Origin of the sequence: Ornithinimicrobium flavum, from assembly GCF_004526345.1 — a bacterium.
GTDB classification, from domain to species: Bacteria; Actinomycetota; Actinomycetes; order Actinomycetales; family Dermatophilaceae; genus Ornithinicoccus; species Ornithinicoccus flavus.
This window is the reverse complement of the sequence record NZ_CP038213.1, coordinates 2,510,285-2,527,638: the sequence shown is the minus strand read 5'-3', so window position 1 is coordinate 2,527,638 and position 17,354 is coordinate 2,510,285. Positions and strand designations below refer to the sequence as shown.

Sequence of the window (17,354 nt, the reverse complement as noted above, 5' to 3'; positions counted from 1 at the left end):
GGAATGGTCGTGGACCGGACGGCGTTGACGCACTAGACTGAGACGTCCGCCTCCTGCGAGGCGGGTCGATTGACAACTGCACAGCGTGAGACACCCCCATGGGGGTGATCGGTTTCGACGTTGCACGGCACTTCAGGGGAAGCGGGTCGAGGATGCAAGGTCATCTCGTCAACGCTCCTTGCGAAACCAATAGCTGCCAATTCCAAGCGCAGCGACTTCGCCCTCGCCGCCTGAGCGAGCCCGAAGTCTGTCAGCCTGAGCTAGTCCTCGACTCAGTGTCTGGCATCAGCTAGAGGACTTGCTTCACCGTCAGGTCACGGGACGGTGCGGGACTCCTACGTGACTGGGCCTGTCAGGGAACGTGTGCGCGCGAGCCCTGGGGCCGAGAAAATCCCTAGCGCACTGCACCCGGAGAAGCCCTGATTTCCCGGTAACGGACGCGGGTTCAATTCCCGCCACCTCCACCCACGTGTCTCACGCTGTGCGAGTTGTCGCACGTCAACCCCCAGAATGCCGCATCAGGACGCGGATCTGGGGGTTTCGTGCGTCTGGACACGGGTGGTCAGGAGTAGCCTCAAGCTGGCAGAAAAACTGACACAGAACTGACACAGGGCTGACACACCCTGGCTCGACCCGGAGGGGGATGACGTGAGCGCGAAGGACGCGGGGGCCCGCCTGCCTCGTGGCATCGCCCGGTTCAGGGGCCGCTACCGGGTCCGGATGGACTACCAGGGCACGACCCAATCGCTCGGGGTCGCGTCCCCTCAGGGTGCCACCACCTCCAGCGGTGCGCACCGGGTCCGGGGCGGGTCGACGGCCTCGCGGACGCACAGCACGTAGCGTCCAGGATCTGCGTCCTGTGGGATGACGAGGCGGTCCGGGCCCGTGCCTGTCAGGCCGACAGAGGCGATGTTGACCTCCTCGCCCGCAGCGACCCAGGACGGTTCGGACGACCCGGAGCCGGATCCCGGGGGGAACAGCTGGTAGCGCGCCGTCCAGACCTCGGCGTCGTCGTGGTAGAGGTCGTACACCATCTCCCGGTCCACCGACTCCTCGAAGGTCACGTCGAACTGGTCACCGGCCGCGACCTGGTCGGGAACGGTGAATGACTCCGCGGAGATCACGCCGTCTGTGGGGTCGAGCGTCCAAGCCGCGGGCTCGGGGCTGCTCCGGTCTCCGCACCCTGCGAGGGCAGCCCCGGCGACGCCGATCAAGAGGAGTCGAAGGCAGGCCGCGCCCCCTAGCTTGCGAGACGGTCGCAGGGCCGCTTCACTGCGCGTCAGTACCATGAATAGCCGCCACCGTCGAGGGGGATACCTACAGACCTGCCGGCGGTGTCACCCCAACGTCCGACACCCCACAGTTCTGAGGAGTAATAATTCTTCTTGGAGAGTGGTGGGCAAGAGTCTGTGGACCCTGTGATGAGACCGTGTGCCACCCGACCCGAGCCAGACCAATGGCTGAAATACACCGCACCCCCGGAGTCGCCCCCTATCCACCCGTCACAGGAGTCGTTGACATGGTCGGGGCGGTATCTCATCATCGTCACCGGCCAGACTTCCGTCAGGAAGGGGGGGGCGCCCAGCCACACCGTGCCTTCAATGCTGATGATGTGATAGCGGCACTTCGTGGCGCTTCGGCCGCTAGCGCACAATTGCGAGTCAACACTACGCGGGTGCCAGTAGGCCGCCTTGATGGAATCCGTGGTCGTGTTCGAAGTCCAGATGCTGGCATCGTACCCTGGTGCACGCCCAGAAATGTGAAGTCACCGTAGATGTCCGCATTGCCCGGCCAGGATGTGGTTTGCCGATTTCCGAAGGAGTAGGTGGACTGCCCTGACTTGTTCGGTGCGCCCACGAAGGATTGCACCCGCATCTCAATAGCCCCCCCTGCGTAAGTAGAACGTGCACGAGATTCCACGCTCCGGTGAGGCGGGACGATACTCCCCGCACACCACGGCGTCAAGAGTCCGACGAGCGAGACTCACCTATGCCGCTGCGGTCGCGTAGCGTCCGACCGTGCCGCGGCCGGTGTGTCGTCCTGAACGCCCCCTAGTCGATACGTTCCGGCCAGCGGCCGGCCTCCTGCAGCATCGCTTTGTACTGCAGGTAGCGCTTATCGGACTTGCCATAGGCCCAGTGGGCGCCCTTGGCGCCGTGAACAGTGACGTGGATGTGCTTGGTCGAATGGTCGTACCAGACGCCGTGCTCGATGTAGATCGTGTGCTCCCCTTTAGGGGCCAAGCGGAACTTCATGCTGTGCTCCTTACCGCCCCTTAGGTATGACACGTCTCAGAGGTTCCTGTCCAGCGCCGATCGCGGCGACACCTCCGGCACCGAAGGTACCCCCCCCATCAGGGCGCGCGGTACCGCCGATCTTCGTGCTCTCGGTGACAGACTGAGACATGCGGTTCTTGCATTCAGACGAGGTGTCTGTCGGGCAGCGCGTGTTGTACGCGGGGCCCGCGGACACCCTCGCAATTGCTGACCCTGATCTGCTGCAGCGTGGGCACATTCTGGTGCGCCACCACCCCGGCGTCGTCCAGAAGTTCTACGGCCCGGGAGGCAATCATTGCATCGTTCAGTTTGTCGGACTCGAGGATGAGCCGATCAGCTTTGCGGTGGGCTTCGACCACGATGAAGACGGTCACTATGCAGGTCTGCTTGTGCCGACCGAAGAGGAGTGGCAGCAAGCGGTCTCCTCCGGATGGTGGACGACGGCAACTGGATCCTGACCGCGTGACGGTTCAACTTGGCGGTTGCGGCCCACCAGACGCGCATCTGGCACCCCTCTATGTCAAGACGCCGTCGGGAGTGTCGTTCTAGGCTCGGTGGTGGCGGGTCCGGGAAGTGGCTTGTCCGAAGAGCCGGTGTCGGGTTGTGAGCCGGTCGCGCTGGAGTCAGAGTCGTCGCCCAGGTGCCCTCCCGGGCCCGTCGCCGTGTGCCCGGCAAGGTCGTTGAGCATCTGCTTGTACACCAGGTCGGACAGGCGTCGTTTCAGGCAGCGCAGCGCTTCCATGGACGTCTTGCCGGCGGCTTTCTTCCGGTCGTAGTAGGCCCGGCCCTCGGTGGTCCTGGTGCGCAGCTGAACGATGGCCATGATGTGCAGCACCCGGTTGATCTGACGGTTCCCGCCCCGGGAGAGGCGGTGACGGACGTGCTCGCCGGAGGAGGCGTCGATCGGGGCGGTGCCGGTCCAGGACGCGAAGTGGTTGCGGTCGGGGAAGCGGGTGATGTCGCCGACCTCCACTAGGAGTCGGGCGGCGCCGGAGGGTCCGATGCCGTGCAGGCCGAGCAGCGAGGACCCGGTCGCCTCCACCAGCGTCTTCAGCTCCTTGTCGGCAGCCTTGGTTCGGGCGTAGATCGTGGCCAGGTCAGCTGTCAGCTCCAGGGCGTGGGCCTTGCGGACCTTACCGGCCGCCGTGGTGGGGCGGACCTTCTTGAGCAGCTCCTTGGCCTGGGCCGCGGACAGGAACGTCTTGGCCCCGCCGGGGATGAGTTCGAGCAGGAGCTTGTGCAGCTGGCAGACCTTGCGGGTGTGCTCCTCGCCCAGGGACCGGCGCCGGTCCACGCACATCCGCAGCACCTCCAGCTGCTCGTCGTTGATGACCGGGCGCAGCCCGGACATGCGTACCCCGACCAGGGCGATGGAGTGGGCGTCGGTGACGTCGGTCTTACGCCCCTGCCCGGTGGTGAAGATCCGCACCCGCGCCGACATCTTCGCCGGCACGTCCACGACGTCCTCACCGTCGGCGACCAGCCGGTCGGCCACGTGCTTGCCGATGCCGGCGCAACCCTCGACCGCCCAGACCCGCTCAGGCCACTGGCGGGCGTACCCCAGCAGCCGTCCGTACCCGTCGGCGTCGGTGGGAAACCGGCCCCCGCCGACGATGCTCTCGTCGGCGGTCATGACCTCGATCGTGACGCTGCGCTTGTGCGGGTCCATCCCGATCACGACCCGCGGTGACTCCTGCTCGTCCATGCTCTGCTCCCTTGCTCGTGCCAACCCTGGTGGTGTCGAGCTGGGAGGGCACCGCTACGTACGGCTGGGCATACCCCTCTTGAGCCTCTCGCAGCCCTGGCGGTGACCGGGACGACGCACGCCAATTGTGAGCCTCACGCCAGGAGCGTGGGCAGCCGCAAAGAGAACGACCGTCCCGGTCACCTAGAACCGAGCCTGGCCGGCCCAATCCTGACGTCAATGAAACACGTAGCCGCTGAGCGCTCCTTCGAGCCGAGTCGCCGCACGGCAGGTGAGCCGGTCGTGGTCGACACCTCCGCACGTTCTCGAGGTGTACCGCGTAGCTGCGGCCTTAACACTCCAGTCCTTCCAGGAGCGCCTCATCGAAGTTGGGGCCCTACTCTCAGGCCATGAGCCGGGCTCCGCGGTTGTCGCAGACGATTACCTGGTCGCACGTGCCACGTCTAGGGATGAACCGGGCCGCGAAGCTGGGGTTTTTCACCGCTCTTGGCCTGCTGCAGTCCGTGGCGACAGGTGGCTCTGGAGGCGCTGGTGTCATTGCCACCGAGGACGAGATCGACCCTCGCATCGACTCCGACAGCTATGGCCACGTCCTGGTCGGCGGGGGTGGACCAGCAATGCCAGCGGCCAGCTTCGGACCGCAACTTGGCACCGTCCGCCGGGATCGGCTGACGATTACACCCCGCTGGGCAGAGATGGACTTGCCGGTGTCCGGCCTTCGGCTGCAAGGTGCCCAGCACCTCGGTCCCTGGTGGCGCCCCAAGAAGGCGGTCGAAGCGCGCTGGACACTCCTGGTCAACGACGAGGAGTACAACCTCACGATCGAAGGACCCTGGGTGCTCCTTGCACACCTAGGCACTCTGCCCAACTGGGCTGAGCCGTTCGCTGACTGAGCCCAACGGCGCATTCTTCTGTCACCGACGGTGTCACTTCGGCCAGCACCGGTTCTTCAGGGGTGCCGCTCAGCCGAAGGCAACCTTTGTCGCCGTGGGTGACTAGGAGAGGGTGAGGTCCGACACAGGAGGTTGGCGTGGGAGCACGCGGGCGGCGTCAGCGCGACGCGGAGTTCACCGAGTTCGTCGAGCAGGCGAGCCCGGAACTGCTGCGCATCGCCTGGTTCATCACCGGTGACGTGCACCGTGCCCAGGACCTGGTGCAGGGTGCGTTGCTGAGCACCTACCGTGCCTGGCACCGCGTCGACCCGCCCCGCGCAGTCGCCTATACCCGCACCGTCATGCTGAACCTCACCCGTCAGGACTGGCGGCGTGAGGGCCGGGGCCGCGTGCGCCCGGACGCCGACGCCGGTGACCTGCTGCCGCACACCCCGGACCACGCCGAGGTCACCGGTGAGCAGGACCGGCTGGTGCGAGGCCTGCGCCTGCTGCCCGAGCGGCAACGGACGGTCGTGGTGCTGCGCTGCTACGGCGACCTGTCCGAGCAGCAGTGCGCCGACGAGCTCGGCATCTCCACCGGGGCCGTGAAGAGCGCGGCCTCCCGCGGGCTTGCCCGCCTGCGGGAACACCTCGCGACACAGGAGGTCCACCCGTGAGCACCGACATCGAGCAGCGCGTCCGCGCCAGCCTCGCGAGCGCCCCTGACCCCGCCGGGCTGCGGCTCGACGCCGACGCGGTGACCCGGGTCGCCTCTCGCAGCCACCGTCGCCGGCGCACCGGCCAGGCCCTGGTGGCAGGTATGGCCTCCCTCGCAGTTCTTGGACCTGTCGCCTGGGCCGGGGGTTGGCTGCCAGGCGAGGTGTAGCGTGCCCTGCCCGCCTCCCCGTGGTCGGGGTGTCCTATCTCCGGTTCCCTCTCGGGTGAGCGAGCCATTCAGCTCGCCGACCTCGAGCACGTGGCCATCCCCCTGCGGGACGGCAGCACCGTGGTGGCCGGGCTGGCGCAGGGGTGTCCCGAAGGTGACCTTCTGCTCATGTCTGCCACCCCGGAGCCGGCCGACGCACTGCCCGCGACCGTGCCCGTCCAGGGCGCCCTCGGCAACGATGTCGACCCGCACATGGAGGAGTTGTCCTCATGGTGGAGCGGCCTGCAGCTTCCGGACGGTCGACGGGTCACGGGGGTCATGCTGTCGCACGGCGCGACAGACTTGGTCCGCGTAGGCCCGGACAGTGTGGAGGCGCCCTCGACCAGTCCCGTACGGGTCCCGGGGACGAACCTGGACGCGGTCGTCTTCGAGGATTCCTGGCCCGATGGTGAGGACCTCGCCCAGGTCTGGCGAGGCACCGACGGGCTGGTCCACACCTCCTGGAGCGCAGGGATCACCTCACGTGTGTGGCAGGGGCACGACCCTGCTGCCCGGATCACGGACACCTGGGTGGGTCAGGACCGGCAGGAGCAGCAGTGGGTCATGCGCGACGGGAAGGTGAACGGACCGTTTCCCGTCTCGGCCGAGCCCTACGCCGTCGCCTTCCCGACCGACACCACCGACGGGGTCGAGGTCGTGGTGGTGCTCCCCAAAGACATCGGCGAACTGCGCCTTCAGGACGGCACTACGCTCACGACCCTCAGGCTGGACGCCCAGGAGGGAGAACCGACGCTGCACGCCGCCCTGGTCACCCTGGCGAGCCTGACCCCCGACGAGCCACTGCCGGACTTGGCCTGGGTGACCGACACGGACACCGACCCGCGACCGGTGCCAGTCATCCAGCCCTGACCCGACCACACGCGCGCATCTCCCGCGAGGCGAGTCCGGTTCGTGCGTGGTGACAGCCCTCTACCCTTGAGCCATGAGCACCGTCACGTCCGACAGCGCCGCCCTCCGAGCGGTTGTGGCCGCGCATCGTGACGCTCTCGACGAGATCCTCAAGCGTTACGGCGCGACGAATCCGAGAATGTTTGGCTCGGTCGCCCGAGGCGACGCCGACGCGGACAGCGATCTCGACCTTCTCGTGGATCTGCTGCCCGACGCTGGGAACCCCCTGTTGCGCGTGGCAGGCATGAGCGAGGAGCTCAGCGAGGTAGTGGGACGCCGCGTCGATGTGGTGACGACGGCCCTTCTGCGCGATGAGGTGTCGACTACCGCGCTCAACGATGCGGTGCCGGTGTGACCCGATCCGAGCGAGAACGCTTCGCCGACATCCTGCACGCGATCGAGCGCTGTCAGAACTACACGCAGCATCTTGGTTCCGAAGAGTTCCGCGCGATGGCCTACGACGCGGTGCTGCGCAACTTGGCCGTGATCGGGGAAGCGGTCCGGGCGCTACCCAGCGAGACCCGCGACCGCGCGCCAGACGTCCCCTGGGGAGCGATCGCGGGGTTGCGCAACGTCGTCGTGCACGAGTACTTCCGTGTGGATGCCGAGTTGATCCTCGACATCGTCGACAACCACCTCGGGCCCCTGGCCGACCGCTTACGTCAGCTCTGAAGCACCTCGCCCGTGTCCCGCGTGCGGGAATCCGGCAACCTGAAACTGACACAGGACTGACACAGGTGAGCAGAATCGCGCGAAGACGCTGTTCAGCGCATTGGCGGGGAGATTCCCGCCACCTCCGCCCCTCGTGTCTCACGCTGTGCCGTTGTCGCCCGGCACGTCCTGTACCCCCTGCGGTCCAGCAGGAGGTACGCTGGTGAGGCCATCGCGGCTGGACCCGTTCGACGCGTCGATCTCCTGCAGATCCGCCGGACCAGCCTGGGCGCCGGGGACGTCGGGCAGCCGAGCTGCTCCTCGTCGTCGCCCGCTGTTGGTGCGGTGCGGGCCCGTCCCGCCGCCGGGGAAGAACCGATCGCTCCGAGGAGGAGTTCGTGGCTCGAGGAGCCCAGCGCCAGCACGGCGCACGCACGCGCACCCGGCGGGGACCCCGCCCGGACAACGACGGCATCATCCCGGTGCTCGCCAGGGTGGTCCGCGAGGTCGAGTCCGCGGTGCAGCGCGGCCGCTCCGTGCCCTCCACCCGGACGAAGTTCCAGGTGGTCGCCCTGCTCATGCGTGAGGAGCGCGCCCGCGTCAGGAGCGACGAGGCCATCTCGGCAGCGCGGCGCACGGAGGAGCTCAAGCGTCTCGACGGCATCGCCACCATCCTCGCCACCACGGCCGCCCGCGACAGCTCGCTGCTCGGGCTGCTCGCCGACGACGCCGTCCTCTCCGACCGTGCCCGGTCGCTGCGCCGGGAGCTCCTCGAGGACGCCGGCGTCGAGGTCCCGGACGAGCCGCAGGAGCCTGAGGAGCCGGCCGAAGCCCCGGCCGAGGCCCAGCGCAGGGTGGTGCCCCGGTCCGTGGTGTCCCGCCAGCTCGCCAACCCCTTTCTCCCGCCGGACTACTCCGCCGTGGCCAGGGCCAACGCCAAGCCCCGGCGCCTGGCCGGGTGGGAGCTCATCGAGCCCCTCCTGCGCTCCTTCGAGGACGGCGGCACCCTGTCCTGCATGGAGCTGCCGGAGCCGGTCGCGCGCCGCGCCGCGGGGACGCTGGAGCTCATGCCGCACCAGGCGCGGCTGGTCGCCGCCGCGGCCGAGGGTCACCGGACCTTCCTGCTCGCCGACGAGCCGGGCCTGGGCAAGACGGCTCAGGCGTTGCTCGCCGCCGAGGCGGCTGACGCCTACCCCCTGCTCGTCGTCGTGCCCAACGTCGTCAAGATGAACTGGGCGCGCGAGGCCGGTCTCTGGACCCCGAACCACCCCGCGACGGTCGTCCACGGCGACGGCGACACCATCGACGGTTTCGCGGACATCATCGTCGTCAACTACGAGATCCTCGACCGCCACGTGGGCTGGCTCGGCGACCTGGGCCTGCGCGGGATGGTCGTCGACGAGGCGCACTACATCAAGAACCGGAAGTCCCAGCGGTCCCAGAACGTGCTGCGCCTGTCCGAGCGCATCCGCACGCGGACCGCCGACCCGCTGCTCATGGCGCTGACGGGCACACCGCTGATCAACGACATCGAGGACTTCACGGCGATCTGGCAGTTCCTCGGCTGGATCGACGAGACCAGGCCGCTCGGCGAGCTCATGACCGCGCTCGAGGAGACCGGGCTGACGCCGGCGGACCGCGGCTTCTCCGCCGCCGCCCGGTCGGCGGTCATCGAACGAGGCATCGTCCGGCGCCGCAAGGTGGACGTGGCCGCCGACCTGCCCGCGCGCAGGGTGGCCGACGTCCCCGTCGAGATCGACGACGAGGCCGGGCGGTCGGTCCGGGCCGCCGAGCAGAGGCTCGCCCGTCGCCTCGTCACGCGCTACGAGAAGGCGCTGGAGACCCGGAGGACGGGGGCGGTCGTCGAGGGCATCGACCACGACCTCGTGCGTCAGGTCGCCGCGCGGGAGCGGGCCAGCACCGCCTCCAAGAAGTCGGGCGAGAACGTCTTCACGATGATGCGACGTATCGGGGAGGCCAAGGCCGGCCTCGCCGCCGACTACGCGGCACAGCTCGCGCGCAGCGCCGGGAAGGTCGTCTTCTTCGCCAAGCACATCGACGTCATGGACGCCGCCGAGGCGACCTTCGCCCAGCGGGGCCTTCGCTACGCCTCCATCCGGGGCGACCAGACCAGCTCGGCCCGGCAGAAGAACATCGACGCGTTTACCTCCGACCCCGACGTCGCCGTCGCCGTGTGCTCGTTGACGGCCGCCGGCGTCGGCATCAACCTCCAGGTCGCCTCCAACATGGTCCTCGCCGAGCTGTCGTGGACGGACGCCGAGCAGACCCAGGCGATCGACCGGGTCCACCGGATCGGGCAGGAGGAGCCGGTCACCGCGTGGCGGATCATCGCCGCGCAGACGATGGACGCCCGGATCGCCGAGCTCATCGACGCCAAGGCGGGGCTGGCCGCCCGGGCGCTCGACGGCGCTGACGAGGAGATCACCGACTCCTCCGACGTGCAGCTCGAGGCCCTCGTCGCCCTCCTCGAGGACGCCCTGGGGGAGCGGCTCAGCCTCCAGGCGTCCTGAGGAGCCTCCGACGCCGGTCAGGCACGAGGGGACTTGTTGCCGTTGAGTTCTCCCTGTTGTCGTTGTGTCTCTGGCCACGGTCCATCGGGGCGGACTAGCATGCGAAAATCCCTCCCCGATCCAAAGGACCACCCATGACCGCTCTACCCTCTCGCCTGCAACGACGCAGGCGGGCCTCGACGGCCGTCTCGGCCAGCGCATCCCTCGCGGTGCTCGGCAGCATGCTCGCCGTCGTCCCACCGGCGGCCGCCGTCGCCCCCGACTCCGCCGTCTTCATCAACGAGCTGCACTACGACAACGTCGGCACCGATGTCGGTGAGTTCGTCGAGGTCGCCGGACCGGCGGGAACGGACCTGACCGGCTGGTCGATCGTCCTCTACAACGGCAACGGTGGAGCCGTGTACGCCACCGAGGCCCTGTCCGGCACGCTGGGGGACGACAGCGGCACCGGCTTCGGATACCTTTCGTTGCCGATCGTCCTGCAGAACGGCTCACCGGATGGCGTCGCGCTGGTCGATGCTTCGGACTCCCTCGTACAGTTCCTCTCCTACGAGGGCACATTCGATGCCGTGGGTGGGGCCGCCGACGGTCAGACGAGCACGGACATCGGGGTCTCGGAGCCCGACACTACTCCGGTTGGTCACTCCCTCCAGCTCAGCGGCACCGGCGACTCCTACGGAGACTTCACCTGGCAGGCACCGGCCGTCGAGACGCCCGGTGCGACCAACAACGACCAGGTGTTCGTGGCGTCGGGGGACCCGCTGCCGCCGACGATGTCCTGCCAGACCGCTGTCAGCGCCACCCAGGGTGAGGGAGCGACCTCCCCGCTGTCGGCCGTCGACCAGGACAGCGGCATCGAGACCCTGGTCATCACCTCCGAGCCCGTCGACGGGATCACCCTCGAGGACGTCACCGCTCCGACGGCGGAGGGCGTGGCGGCCACCGCGACGCTGACGATCGCCCCCACGACCGCCCTCGGCGACTACCAGGTGGAGATCACCGCGACGTCCGACGACGGCGCCCAGGCCACGTGCACCGTCGCCGTGACCGTCTCCGAGCCGCTGGCCCCGACCCTGATCTCCGACGTGCAGGGCTCCGGTGCGTCCTCCCCGCTCGACGGTGAGGAGGTGCAGGTCGAGGCGGTCGTCACCTCACTCATCACGTCCGCCGACGCGCTCAACGGCTTCTACGTGCAGGAGGAGGACGAGGACGCTGACGCCGATCCCGCCACGTCCGAGGGCGTCTACGTCTTCTGCGGCTCGACCTGCCCGGCCGACCTGTCGTCGGGCGACCTGGTGGAAGTCATCGGCACGGTCGACGAGTTCTTCGACAACACGCAGATCAACGCCACCGGCGGGTCGATCGAGGTCGTGGAGAGCGGCCTGGCACTGCCGACCGCCGCGGTCGTGACACTCCCGGCCGGCTCCTCGACCGAGGACCCCGCGACCTTCGAGGCCGTCGAGGGCATGCTCACGACGTTCTCGACCACGCTCGCCGTCAGCGAGTACTTCAACCTCGCCCGCTACGGCGAGATCGTGCTCACGGCGGACGAGCGGGAGTACCAGTACACCGAGACCAACGCGCCGAGCGTCGAGGGGTACCAGGCGTTCCTGGACGACCTGGCCACCCGTCGCATCGTCCTGGACGACGACAGCAACGACCAGAACGACGCGACCAGCGGCCCGATGGACAACGAGCCGTACTACTACCCCACGCCGGGCCTCAGCACGGGCAACTACTTCCGCGGCGGTGACACCATCACCGACCTCACTGGTGCCATGGAGTACTCCTTCGGCGCCTGGAAGCTGCGCCCGGTGCCGGGCCTGGACTACACCTTCGAGCCCGCCAACCCGCGCCCTGCCACCCCCGACGAGGTCGGTGGTCGCCTGCAGGTCGCGAGCTTCAACGTGCTCAACTACTTCGCCACGATCGACACCACGTCGTCCAACGACGTCGGGACCTGCGGTCCCAGCGGCACCATGGACTGCCGCGGTGCCGACTCCGAGGTCGAGCGGGAGCGTCAGCTGGCCAAGATCGCCGCAGCTCTGACCGAGATCGACGCCGACGTCTACGGGTTGATCGAGATCCAGAACGACGAGGGTGAGGCCACCCAGCAGATCGTCGACGCGCTCAACGCCGCGACGGCCCCGGGCCGGTACGACTTCATCGACACGGGCTTCATCGGCACCGACGCCATCAAGCAGGCCTACGTCTACGACACGACGACCGTCGAGCCGGTGGGTGACTTCGCCCTCCTGACGGAGGCGGTCGACGCACGCTTCGACGACGACCGCAACCGTCCGGCCCTGGTCCAGTCCTTCGACGAGATCGCCACCGGCGAGCGCTTCACCGTCGCGGTGAACCACCTCAAGAGCAAGGGCTCCGGCTGCGGCGAGGGCGACGACTCGCCGCAGGACGGGTCCGGCAACTGCGACGGCACCCGCACGGAGGCGGCCGCCGCCCTCGCGGACTACCTGGCCGGCGACCCGACGGGCAGCGGCGACCCCGACGTCCTGGTCATCGGGGACCTCAACTCCTACTCCATGGAGCGCCCGATCACCACCCTCGAGGCCGCCGGGTACGTGGACCTGCTCGAAGCCTTCGCCGGCACGGGCTTCTACGGCTACCTCTTCGACGGTCTCCTGGGCAACCTCGACCACGCCCTGGCCAACGCGTCGCTCACCGAGCAGGTCACCGGTGCCGGCGGGTGGAAGATCAACGCCGACGAGGTGCCCCTGTTCGACTACAACGACGACATCCGCGACCTCGGCGAGGCTGCCTTCGAGCGGGAGTCCGACGCGCTCCCGCTCTACGAGGCCGACGCCTACCGGACCAGCGACCACGACCCCGTCATCGTGGGTCTGTCGCTGGGCGGCCCCGAAGTCACGGACATCGTGGACCGGATCGCGGGCAAGGACCGTTACGCCACGGCGGCGAAGATCGCCATGGAGTACCCGACCGACGTGGACACCGTCTACATCGCCACCGGTAACCAGTTCGCCGACGCCCTCGCGGGTGCGGCCCCGGCCGCCAAGGGTCTCGTGCCCAGCGGTGCCGCCGGGTCGGGTATGGAGCAGATGACCGTCGCCCCCGACGGCTCGCCGGCTCCCGTCCTGCTGACGCGCGTCGGCAGCCTGCCGAGCGCGACCGAGGCCGCCCTGGAGGCGATCGACCCCTCGAACATCGTGATCCTCGGTGGCGAGGTCGCGGTCTCCGAGGCTGTCGAGGCCGAGCTGGAGGCCTACGGCACGGTGACCCGGATCGCCGGGAAGGACCGCTACCACACGGCCGCGCTGCTGGCTGCCCAGTACGGCGAGGTGGACCACGTCTACGTGGCCACCGGCGAGGGTGAGAACTTCCCGGACGCGTTGTCCGGTGGTGCCCTGGCCGGCTCCGAGGGTGTGCCGGTGCTCCTGGTCCGTGGTGACAGCGTCCCCGGCGCGGTGACCCAGGTCCTCGCCCACCTGGGCGACCCCGCGGTCACCATCCTCGGTGGCGAGGTCGCGGTCAGCGAGGACGTGGCCGACGAGCTCGGCGCGACCGACCGGCTCGCGGGCGCGGACCGGTACCTGACCTCCGTGGCCGTGGCCGAGCGCTTCGGCTACTCCGAGGAGAACCCGGCCGACGCCGTCTACGTGGCGACCGGTGAGGACTACCCCGACGCCCTGGCCGGGTCGGCTCTCGCCGGCTCGCAGGACGTGCCGGTCATGCTGAGCCGGCAGGACAGCGTGCCCAGCGGTGTCCTGAGCGCGATGGTCGGCATCAGCCCCGCCGCGGTCTTCATCCTCGGTGGCGAGGTCGCCCTCAGCGAGGCCGTCGAGGCCCAGCTCGAGGAGACCTTCAACACCGGCGGCACCCTGAACCAGCGCCGCTGAACATCGGCTGAGCCCGGCCCTGCCTCCCGGCAGGGTCGGGCTCCGTCATGCCGGCAGCAGTGCGGCGCAGGTGCGCCAGGCCTCCTGCGGGCTGACGGACGCCCCCTGCGCGAGCAGCTCGGACCACCGTTGCTCCCCGAGCGCGGCGCGGGCCTCGCGGGTCGACTCCTCCAGCCGACGGTCATAGGCGTCGGCCCGCGGCACGGCGGCGGCGAGGCGCACAGCGTCCGCGGCACCCAGCAGGACCGGCACGGTCTCATGATGACCCCCGGCGGTCGCCAGCACGCCGAGCTGCTCCAGGAGCTCCGCGTCGACCTCGGCGTCCGCGAGCGCCAGCAGCTCCCCTCCCCGGCCGACAAGCGTGCCGTGGGCCGAGGCCAGGTCTCCGACCGCCAGCTGGGCCTGGGCCAGGTTGAGCCGGTCGACGGCCTCGCCCCAGACGTCACCCAGCCGCCGGTCGATACCCAGGACCTCCTGCAGCAGGGCGAGGGCCCGCTCGCCGTGGCCGAGGTCCAGCTCGAGCATCGCCAGGTTGCTCAGGGACGTCGAGATCCTCTCCTCGTCGCCGTCCTCCTGCGCCAGCCGGTGCGCGTCGACGAAGAGCTCCCGCGCCCGCACGGGGTCGCCGCGACGCATCTGGACCAGCGCCAGGCTGTTGGACTCCCGCCCCTGCCCGACCCGGTCGCCGCGGGCCACCGCCGCGTCGAGGCACCGCTGCAGGATGGCCGCAGCCCGGTCGAGCTCGCCGTGCTGGTCCAGGAGTATGCCGAGTCCGTGCCAGGTGGCCAGCGCCGCCGGGTCCTCCGTCTCGCCGACCACCTCGCACGCCCTGGTCAGCCAGCGCAGGCCCTCCGGATGGTGCCAGGAGGTGTGCCAGTGCCAGCTCAGCAGCCGACACAGGTCCATCCCGGTGGTCAGCTGCGGCAGCCCTCCCGCAGGCACCAGTCGAGAGCGTGGGCGATGTTGCCGTGCTGCTCGTCCAGCACGTCCACCGCCGCCACGTGGTGGGTGCCGCGCAGTCGGGGGCACTCGCGTCGGACGACCGCCGCGACCACCTCAGCGTGCCGGGTCCTGGCGTCCGCGACCTCCTCACGCTGCTCTGCGAGCCGCTCCTGGGCGTAGCTGCGGACGACCCGCAGGATGCGGAACCTCGGGTCACCGGAGGACTCGTCGGCCTGGACGAGGCTGGCGTCGACGAGGTCGAGCAGGGTGTCGACCGCGTCGTCTACCGGGCGGTCCATGACGGCCGCGGCGGCCTCGATGCCGAACGGGCCCCGGAAGACCCCCAGCCGGGCCAGGGCCCGAGCGGTGTCGGGCGCGAGGAGCCGCCAGCTCCAGTCCAGGGTGCTGCGCAGGGTGTGCTGCCGCACCGAGCGGTCCGTCGCGCGGCCGCTGACGTCGAGGGCGCCGTCGAGGTGCGCCAGCATCGCCCGGGGGGTGAGCAGGCGGCTCCGGGCGGCGACCAGCTCGACGGCCAGGGGCAGCCCGTCGAGGCGGTCGCAGATGTCACCGACGACCTGCAGGTCCTCCCGGGCAGGGGTCCACCCCGGCCGTTGCCGGCGGACCTGGTCGACGAAGAGTCGGCTCGCGTGCTCCCGCCCGAGGGGCTGCAGGGGCAGCAGCTGTTCGGTCTGGAGGCGCAGGGGCGACCGGGACGTCACCAGGACCTCGGCCCGGGTCGCGGACCTCACGATCGCGCCGACGGCGTCCGCGGCCCCGGGGAGGTGCTCGAGGTTGTCCAGCACCAGCAGCAGACGGCGGTCGGCGAGCCCGCCCAGGACCTGCTCCCTCGAGGCGGCCGCGCCTGCGGTGAGCCCGGCCGCCGCGGCGAGCGAGCCCCATACCTCCTCCTGCGTGGACGCACCGGCCAGCGGCACGAAGTAGACACCGTCCGGCAGGTCGTCCCGACGACGGGCGACCTCGATCGCCAGGCGCGACTTGCCCACCCCGCCGGGCCCCACGACCGTGACGACCCGCCCCGGCGTCAGCAACCGCAGGACCTGCTCCACCTCCTCGTCCCGGCCGACCAGGCCTCCGTGGACCGCCGGCAGGTCCGCCAGGGAGCCCAGGGACCGCACCGACGGCCGGCGCTCGGGCACGCCGGGGAGGACCACCTCGTGCAGCCGCACGGGTGTCGCCACATCCTTGAGCCGGTGCAGCCCCAGGTCCCGGAGCTCGATCGCGGGGTCCCCCGACAGCAGCGCCCTGGTGGCGTCGCTGAGGAGCACCTGGCCCCCGGTCGCGGTGGAGGCGACCCGGGCCGCGAGGTGGACGTCCATCCCGACGTACCCGTCCTCGTGCAACGTCGGTGATCCGGTGTGCATCCCCATCCGCACGCGCACGTCGACCTGCTCGGGCCAGTCGGTGGCCGCGAGCCGTTCCTGCGCCTGGACGGCGGCGGCCACGGCGGCCGGGGCGGTGCGGAAGACGACGAAGAAGGAGTCACCCTCGGTCCCCATCTCCCGACCGCCGTGGTCGTCGATGGCCTGCCGCATGATCTGACGCTGCCGGCTCAGCACCTCCCGGTAGTCCAGCCCCAGCCGGTCGAGCAGGAGGGTCGAGCCCTGGATGTCGGTGAAGAGCAGCGTCAGGGTGCCGTCCGGCAGGGCCCCAGGGGCCTCGCGCGGATCCCCGGCCGGGTCCTCAGCCCCCGTTCCCACCACCGGGCCCCTGCTCCTCGCGGCGGTGCTCCTGCGCCACCTCGCCGAGCCCGCCCGGTTCGAGGGAGGAGGCGGGCACCCGCGCCAGACGCGCCGCGGTCCGGGTGGTCACCGTCGCGGACCGGCGACCGTGCTCCAGCGCCGCCCGCTCCCCGAGCACCGCTCCGGGCCCCACCTCGGCCACGACGTCCCCGTCCACGCTCACGTCCAGGACGCCGTCGAGGACGAGGAAGACGTCGGTCCCCTCCTCGCCCTGGCGTAGGAGCTCAACGCCCTCGCCGAGACGCACGATCTCGGGCCGGCCGCCCATGATGACCCCGGACAGGCGTCGTTCCGCCCCCGACTCCGCAGCCACGGTCAGGGCGGTCGAGTCCTGGTCCCCCCAGGGCGTGCGGTCCCCGAAGCTGTGGTCCATCCAGTCCTGCAGCTGGGTCAGACCGCTCTTGCGGCTCAGCCGGCCGTCGCTGTCGTAGACCCAGTGCCGCGGGAAGGCGGAGGCCCCGACCAGCTCGACCAGCCGCTCCCCGTCCCGGGTGAGGGTGAGCTGGAGCGTCGTCCAGACGATGGGGGGCGTGCCAGCGGACGAAGGGTGGGTGCTTCACCCGGCGGGGGAGCGGGACCCCCGTGCGGCCGCCCACCGTCTGCCGCAGCACGACCCGGTCCTGCTCGACCACGGGCTCGGAGCGCAGCACGGGCAGGGAGTAGCCGAGGAAGCTCACGGCGGCGACCCCGACCCGGACGGTCGTGCTGCCCATGAGCAGGTCCGAGCCCTCGGCATACCCGCCCGTGGTGCCCTCCGGGGAGAACTCGGCCCACCCCTGCAGCAGGTTCGCGAAGCGGAACCTGTCGTCGTCCCGCAGCGCGCGCAGGTCCTCGGCCCCGGCGATCACGTCCGTGGGCGGGTCGTCGTAGTGGGACAGACCCACGTCGAACCCGCTCTTCAGCCAGCC

15 protein-coding genes and 1 other RNA gene are annotated in these 17,354 nt (G+C 70.0%); 9 read left to right on the top strand and 7 right to left on the bottom strand.

The features are described from left to right. The first annotated feature begins 100 nt into the window (after window positions 1-100). Window positions 101-467: a transfer-messenger RNA gene (gene ssrA / locus E3Z34_RS11845) on the top strand. Window positions 468-764: 297 nt separating this feature from the next. On the opposite strand, the gene E3Z34_RS11840 is transcribed toward ssrA, so the two are convergent. The 4 genes from E3Z34_RS11840 to E3Z34_RS11825 all read right to left on the bottom strand — a co-directional run bounded on the left by E3Z34_RS11840 (window position 765) and on the right by E3Z34_RS11825 (window position 3,981). Next, window positions 765-1,124 (bottom strand): hypothetical protein, encoded by a 360-nt coding sequence (locus E3Z34_RS11840; RefSeq protein ID WP_134773765.1) that lies wholly within the window; start codon window positions 1,122-1,124, stop codon window positions 765-767. A 927-nt stretch (window positions 1,125-2,051) separates the two neighbouring features. Continuing rightward, window positions 2,052-2,255, bottom strand: coding sequence for a hypothetical protein (locus tag E3Z34_RS11835; protein WP_134773764.1), 204 nt, complete (start codon window positions 2,253-2,255; stop codon window positions 2,052-2,054). A 164-nt stretch (window positions 2,256-2,419) separates the two neighbouring features. Further along, window positions 2,420-2,650: a hypothetical protein gene (locus E3Z34_RS11830; RefSeq protein WP_134773763.1), complete on the bottom strand. Its 231-nt coding sequence runs from the start codon at window positions 2,648-2,650 to the stop codon at window positions 2,420-2,422. A 146-nt stretch (window positions 2,651-2,796) separates the two neighbouring features. Next, window positions 2,797-3,981 carry an IS110 family RNA-guided transposase gene (locus E3Z34_RS11825; protein ID WP_134773762.1) on the bottom strand — a complete coding sequence of 395 codons (1,185 nt, stop codon included), beginning with the start codon at window positions 3,979-3,981 and terminating at the stop codon, window positions 2,797-2,799. Window positions 3,982-4,370: 389 nt separating this feature from the next. Between E3Z34_RS11825 and E3Z34_RS11820 the strand changes: the two genes are divergently transcribed. The 8 genes from E3Z34_RS11820 to E3Z34_RS11785 all read left to right on the top strand — a co-directional run bounded on the left by E3Z34_RS11820 (window position 4,371) and on the right by E3Z34_RS11785 (window position 13,744). Continuing rightward, complete coding sequence (locus E3Z34_RS11820; RefSeq protein ID WP_134773761.1) at window positions 4,371-4,874, top strand: hypothetical protein; 504 nt, start codon at window positions 4,371-4,373, stop codon at window positions 4,872-4,874. A gap of 137 nt (window positions 4,875-5,011) precedes the next feature. Next, window positions 5,012-5,530, top strand: coding sequence for a SigE family RNA polymerase sigma factor (locus E3Z34_RS11815; RefSeq protein WP_134773760.1), 519 nt, complete (start codon window positions 5,012-5,014; stop codon window positions 5,528-5,530). Continuing rightward, window positions 5,527-5,739 (top strand): hypothetical protein, encoded by a 213-nt coding sequence (locus E3Z34_RS11810; RefSeq protein WP_134773759.1) that lies wholly within the window; start codon window positions 5,527-5,529, stop codon window positions 5,737-5,739. Before E3Z34_RS11815 ends, E3Z34_RS11810 begins: the two co-directional genes overlap by 4 nt. 168 nt (window positions 5,740-5,907) lie before the next feature. Next, window positions 5,908-6,648, top strand: a complete 741-nt coding sequence (locus tag E3Z34_RS11805) for a hypothetical protein (protein ID WP_134773758.1) — start codon at window positions 5,908-5,910, stop codon at window positions 6,646-6,648. 73 nt (window positions 6,649-6,721) lie between these two features. Then, window positions 6,722-7,042, top strand: coding sequence for a nucleotidyltransferase family protein (locus E3Z34_RS11800; RefSeq protein WP_134773757.1), 321 nt, complete (start codon window positions 6,722-6,724; stop codon window positions 7,040-7,042). Then, on the top strand, window positions 7,039-7,359 hold the full coding sequence (locus E3Z34_RS11795; RefSeq protein ID WP_134773756.1) for a HepT-like ribonuclease domain-containing protein: 321 nt from the start codon (window positions 7,039-7,041) through the stop codon (window positions 7,357-7,359). Before E3Z34_RS11800 ends, E3Z34_RS11795 begins: the two co-directional genes overlap by 4 nt. 377 nt (window positions 7,360-7,736) lie before the next feature. Continuing rightward, window positions 7,737-9,869, top strand: a complete 2,133-nt coding sequence (locus E3Z34_RS11790) for a DEAD/DEAH box helicase (protein ID WP_134773755.1) — start codon at window positions 7,737-7,739, stop codon at window positions 9,867-9,869. A 134-nt stretch (window positions 9,870-10,003) separates the two neighbouring features. Continuing rightward, window positions 10,004-13,744 (top strand): ExeM/NucH family extracellular endonuclease, encoded by a 3,741-nt coding sequence (locus tag E3Z34_RS11785; RefSeq protein ID WP_134773754.1) that lies wholly within the window; start codon window positions 10,004-10,006, stop codon window positions 13,742-13,744. Window positions 13,745-13,789: 45 nt separating this feature from the next. On the opposite strand, the gene E3Z34_RS11780 is transcribed toward E3Z34_RS11785, so the two are convergent. The 3 genes from E3Z34_RS11780 to E3Z34_RS11770 are packed head-to-tail and all read right to left on the bottom strand — an operon-like array spanning window position 13,790 to window position 16,819. Next, window positions 13,790-14,686 carry a tetratricopeptide repeat protein gene (locus E3Z34_RS11780; RefSeq protein ID WP_134773753.1) on the bottom strand — a complete coding sequence of 299 codons (897 nt, stop codon included), beginning with the start codon at window positions 14,684-14,686 and terminating at the stop codon, window positions 13,790-13,792. Next, window positions 14,659-16,407 (bottom strand): adenylate/guanylate cyclase domain-containing protein, encoded by a 1,749-nt coding sequence (locus E3Z34_RS11775; RefSeq protein WP_134773752.1) that lies wholly within the window; start codon window positions 16,405-16,407, stop codon window positions 14,659-14,661. Before E3Z34_RS11775 ends, E3Z34_RS11780 begins: the two co-directional genes overlap by 28 nt. Continuing rightward, complete coding sequence (locus tag E3Z34_RS11770; protein ID WP_134773751.1) at window positions 16,388-16,819, bottom strand: cyclic nucleotide-binding domain-containing protein; 432 nt, start codon at window positions 16,817-16,819, stop codon at window positions 16,388-16,390. The genes E3Z34_RS11775 and E3Z34_RS11770 overlap by 20 nt, the downstream gene beginning before the upstream one ends. Between the last annotated feature and the right edge of the window lie 535 nt (window positions 16,820-17,354).

Bases quoted from the DNA above. Each gene is read 5' to 3' on its own strand.
- E3Z34_RS11835 (WP_134773764.1), bottom strand. From the start codon at position 2,255: ATGAAGTTCCGCTTGGCCCCTAAAGGGGAGCACACGATCTACATCGAG.
- E3Z34_RS11825 (WP_134773762.1), bottom strand. From the start codon at position 3,981: ATGGACGAGCAGGAGTCACCGCGGGTCGTGATCGGGATGGACCCGCAC.
- E3Z34_RS11820 (WP_134773761.1), top strand. From the start codon at position 4,371: ATGAGCCGGGCTCCGCGGTTGTCGCAGACGATTACCTGGTCGCACGTG.
- E3Z34_RS11805 (WP_134773758.1), top strand. From the start codon at position 5,908: ATGTCTGCCACCCCGGAGCCGGCCGACGCACTGCCCGCGACCGTGCCC.
- E3Z34_RS11800 (WP_134773757.1), top strand. From the start codon at position 6,722: ATGAGCACCGTCACGTCCGACAGCGCCGCCCTCCGAGCGGTTGTGGCC.
- E3Z34_RS11785 (WP_134773754.1), top strand. From the start codon at position 10,004: ATGACCGCTCTACCCTCTCGCCTGCAACGACGCAGGCGGGCCTCGACG.
- E3Z34_RS11770 (WP_134773751.1), bottom strand. From the start codon at position 16,819: ATGGACCACAGCTTCGGGGACCGCACGCCCTGGGGGGACCAGGACTCG.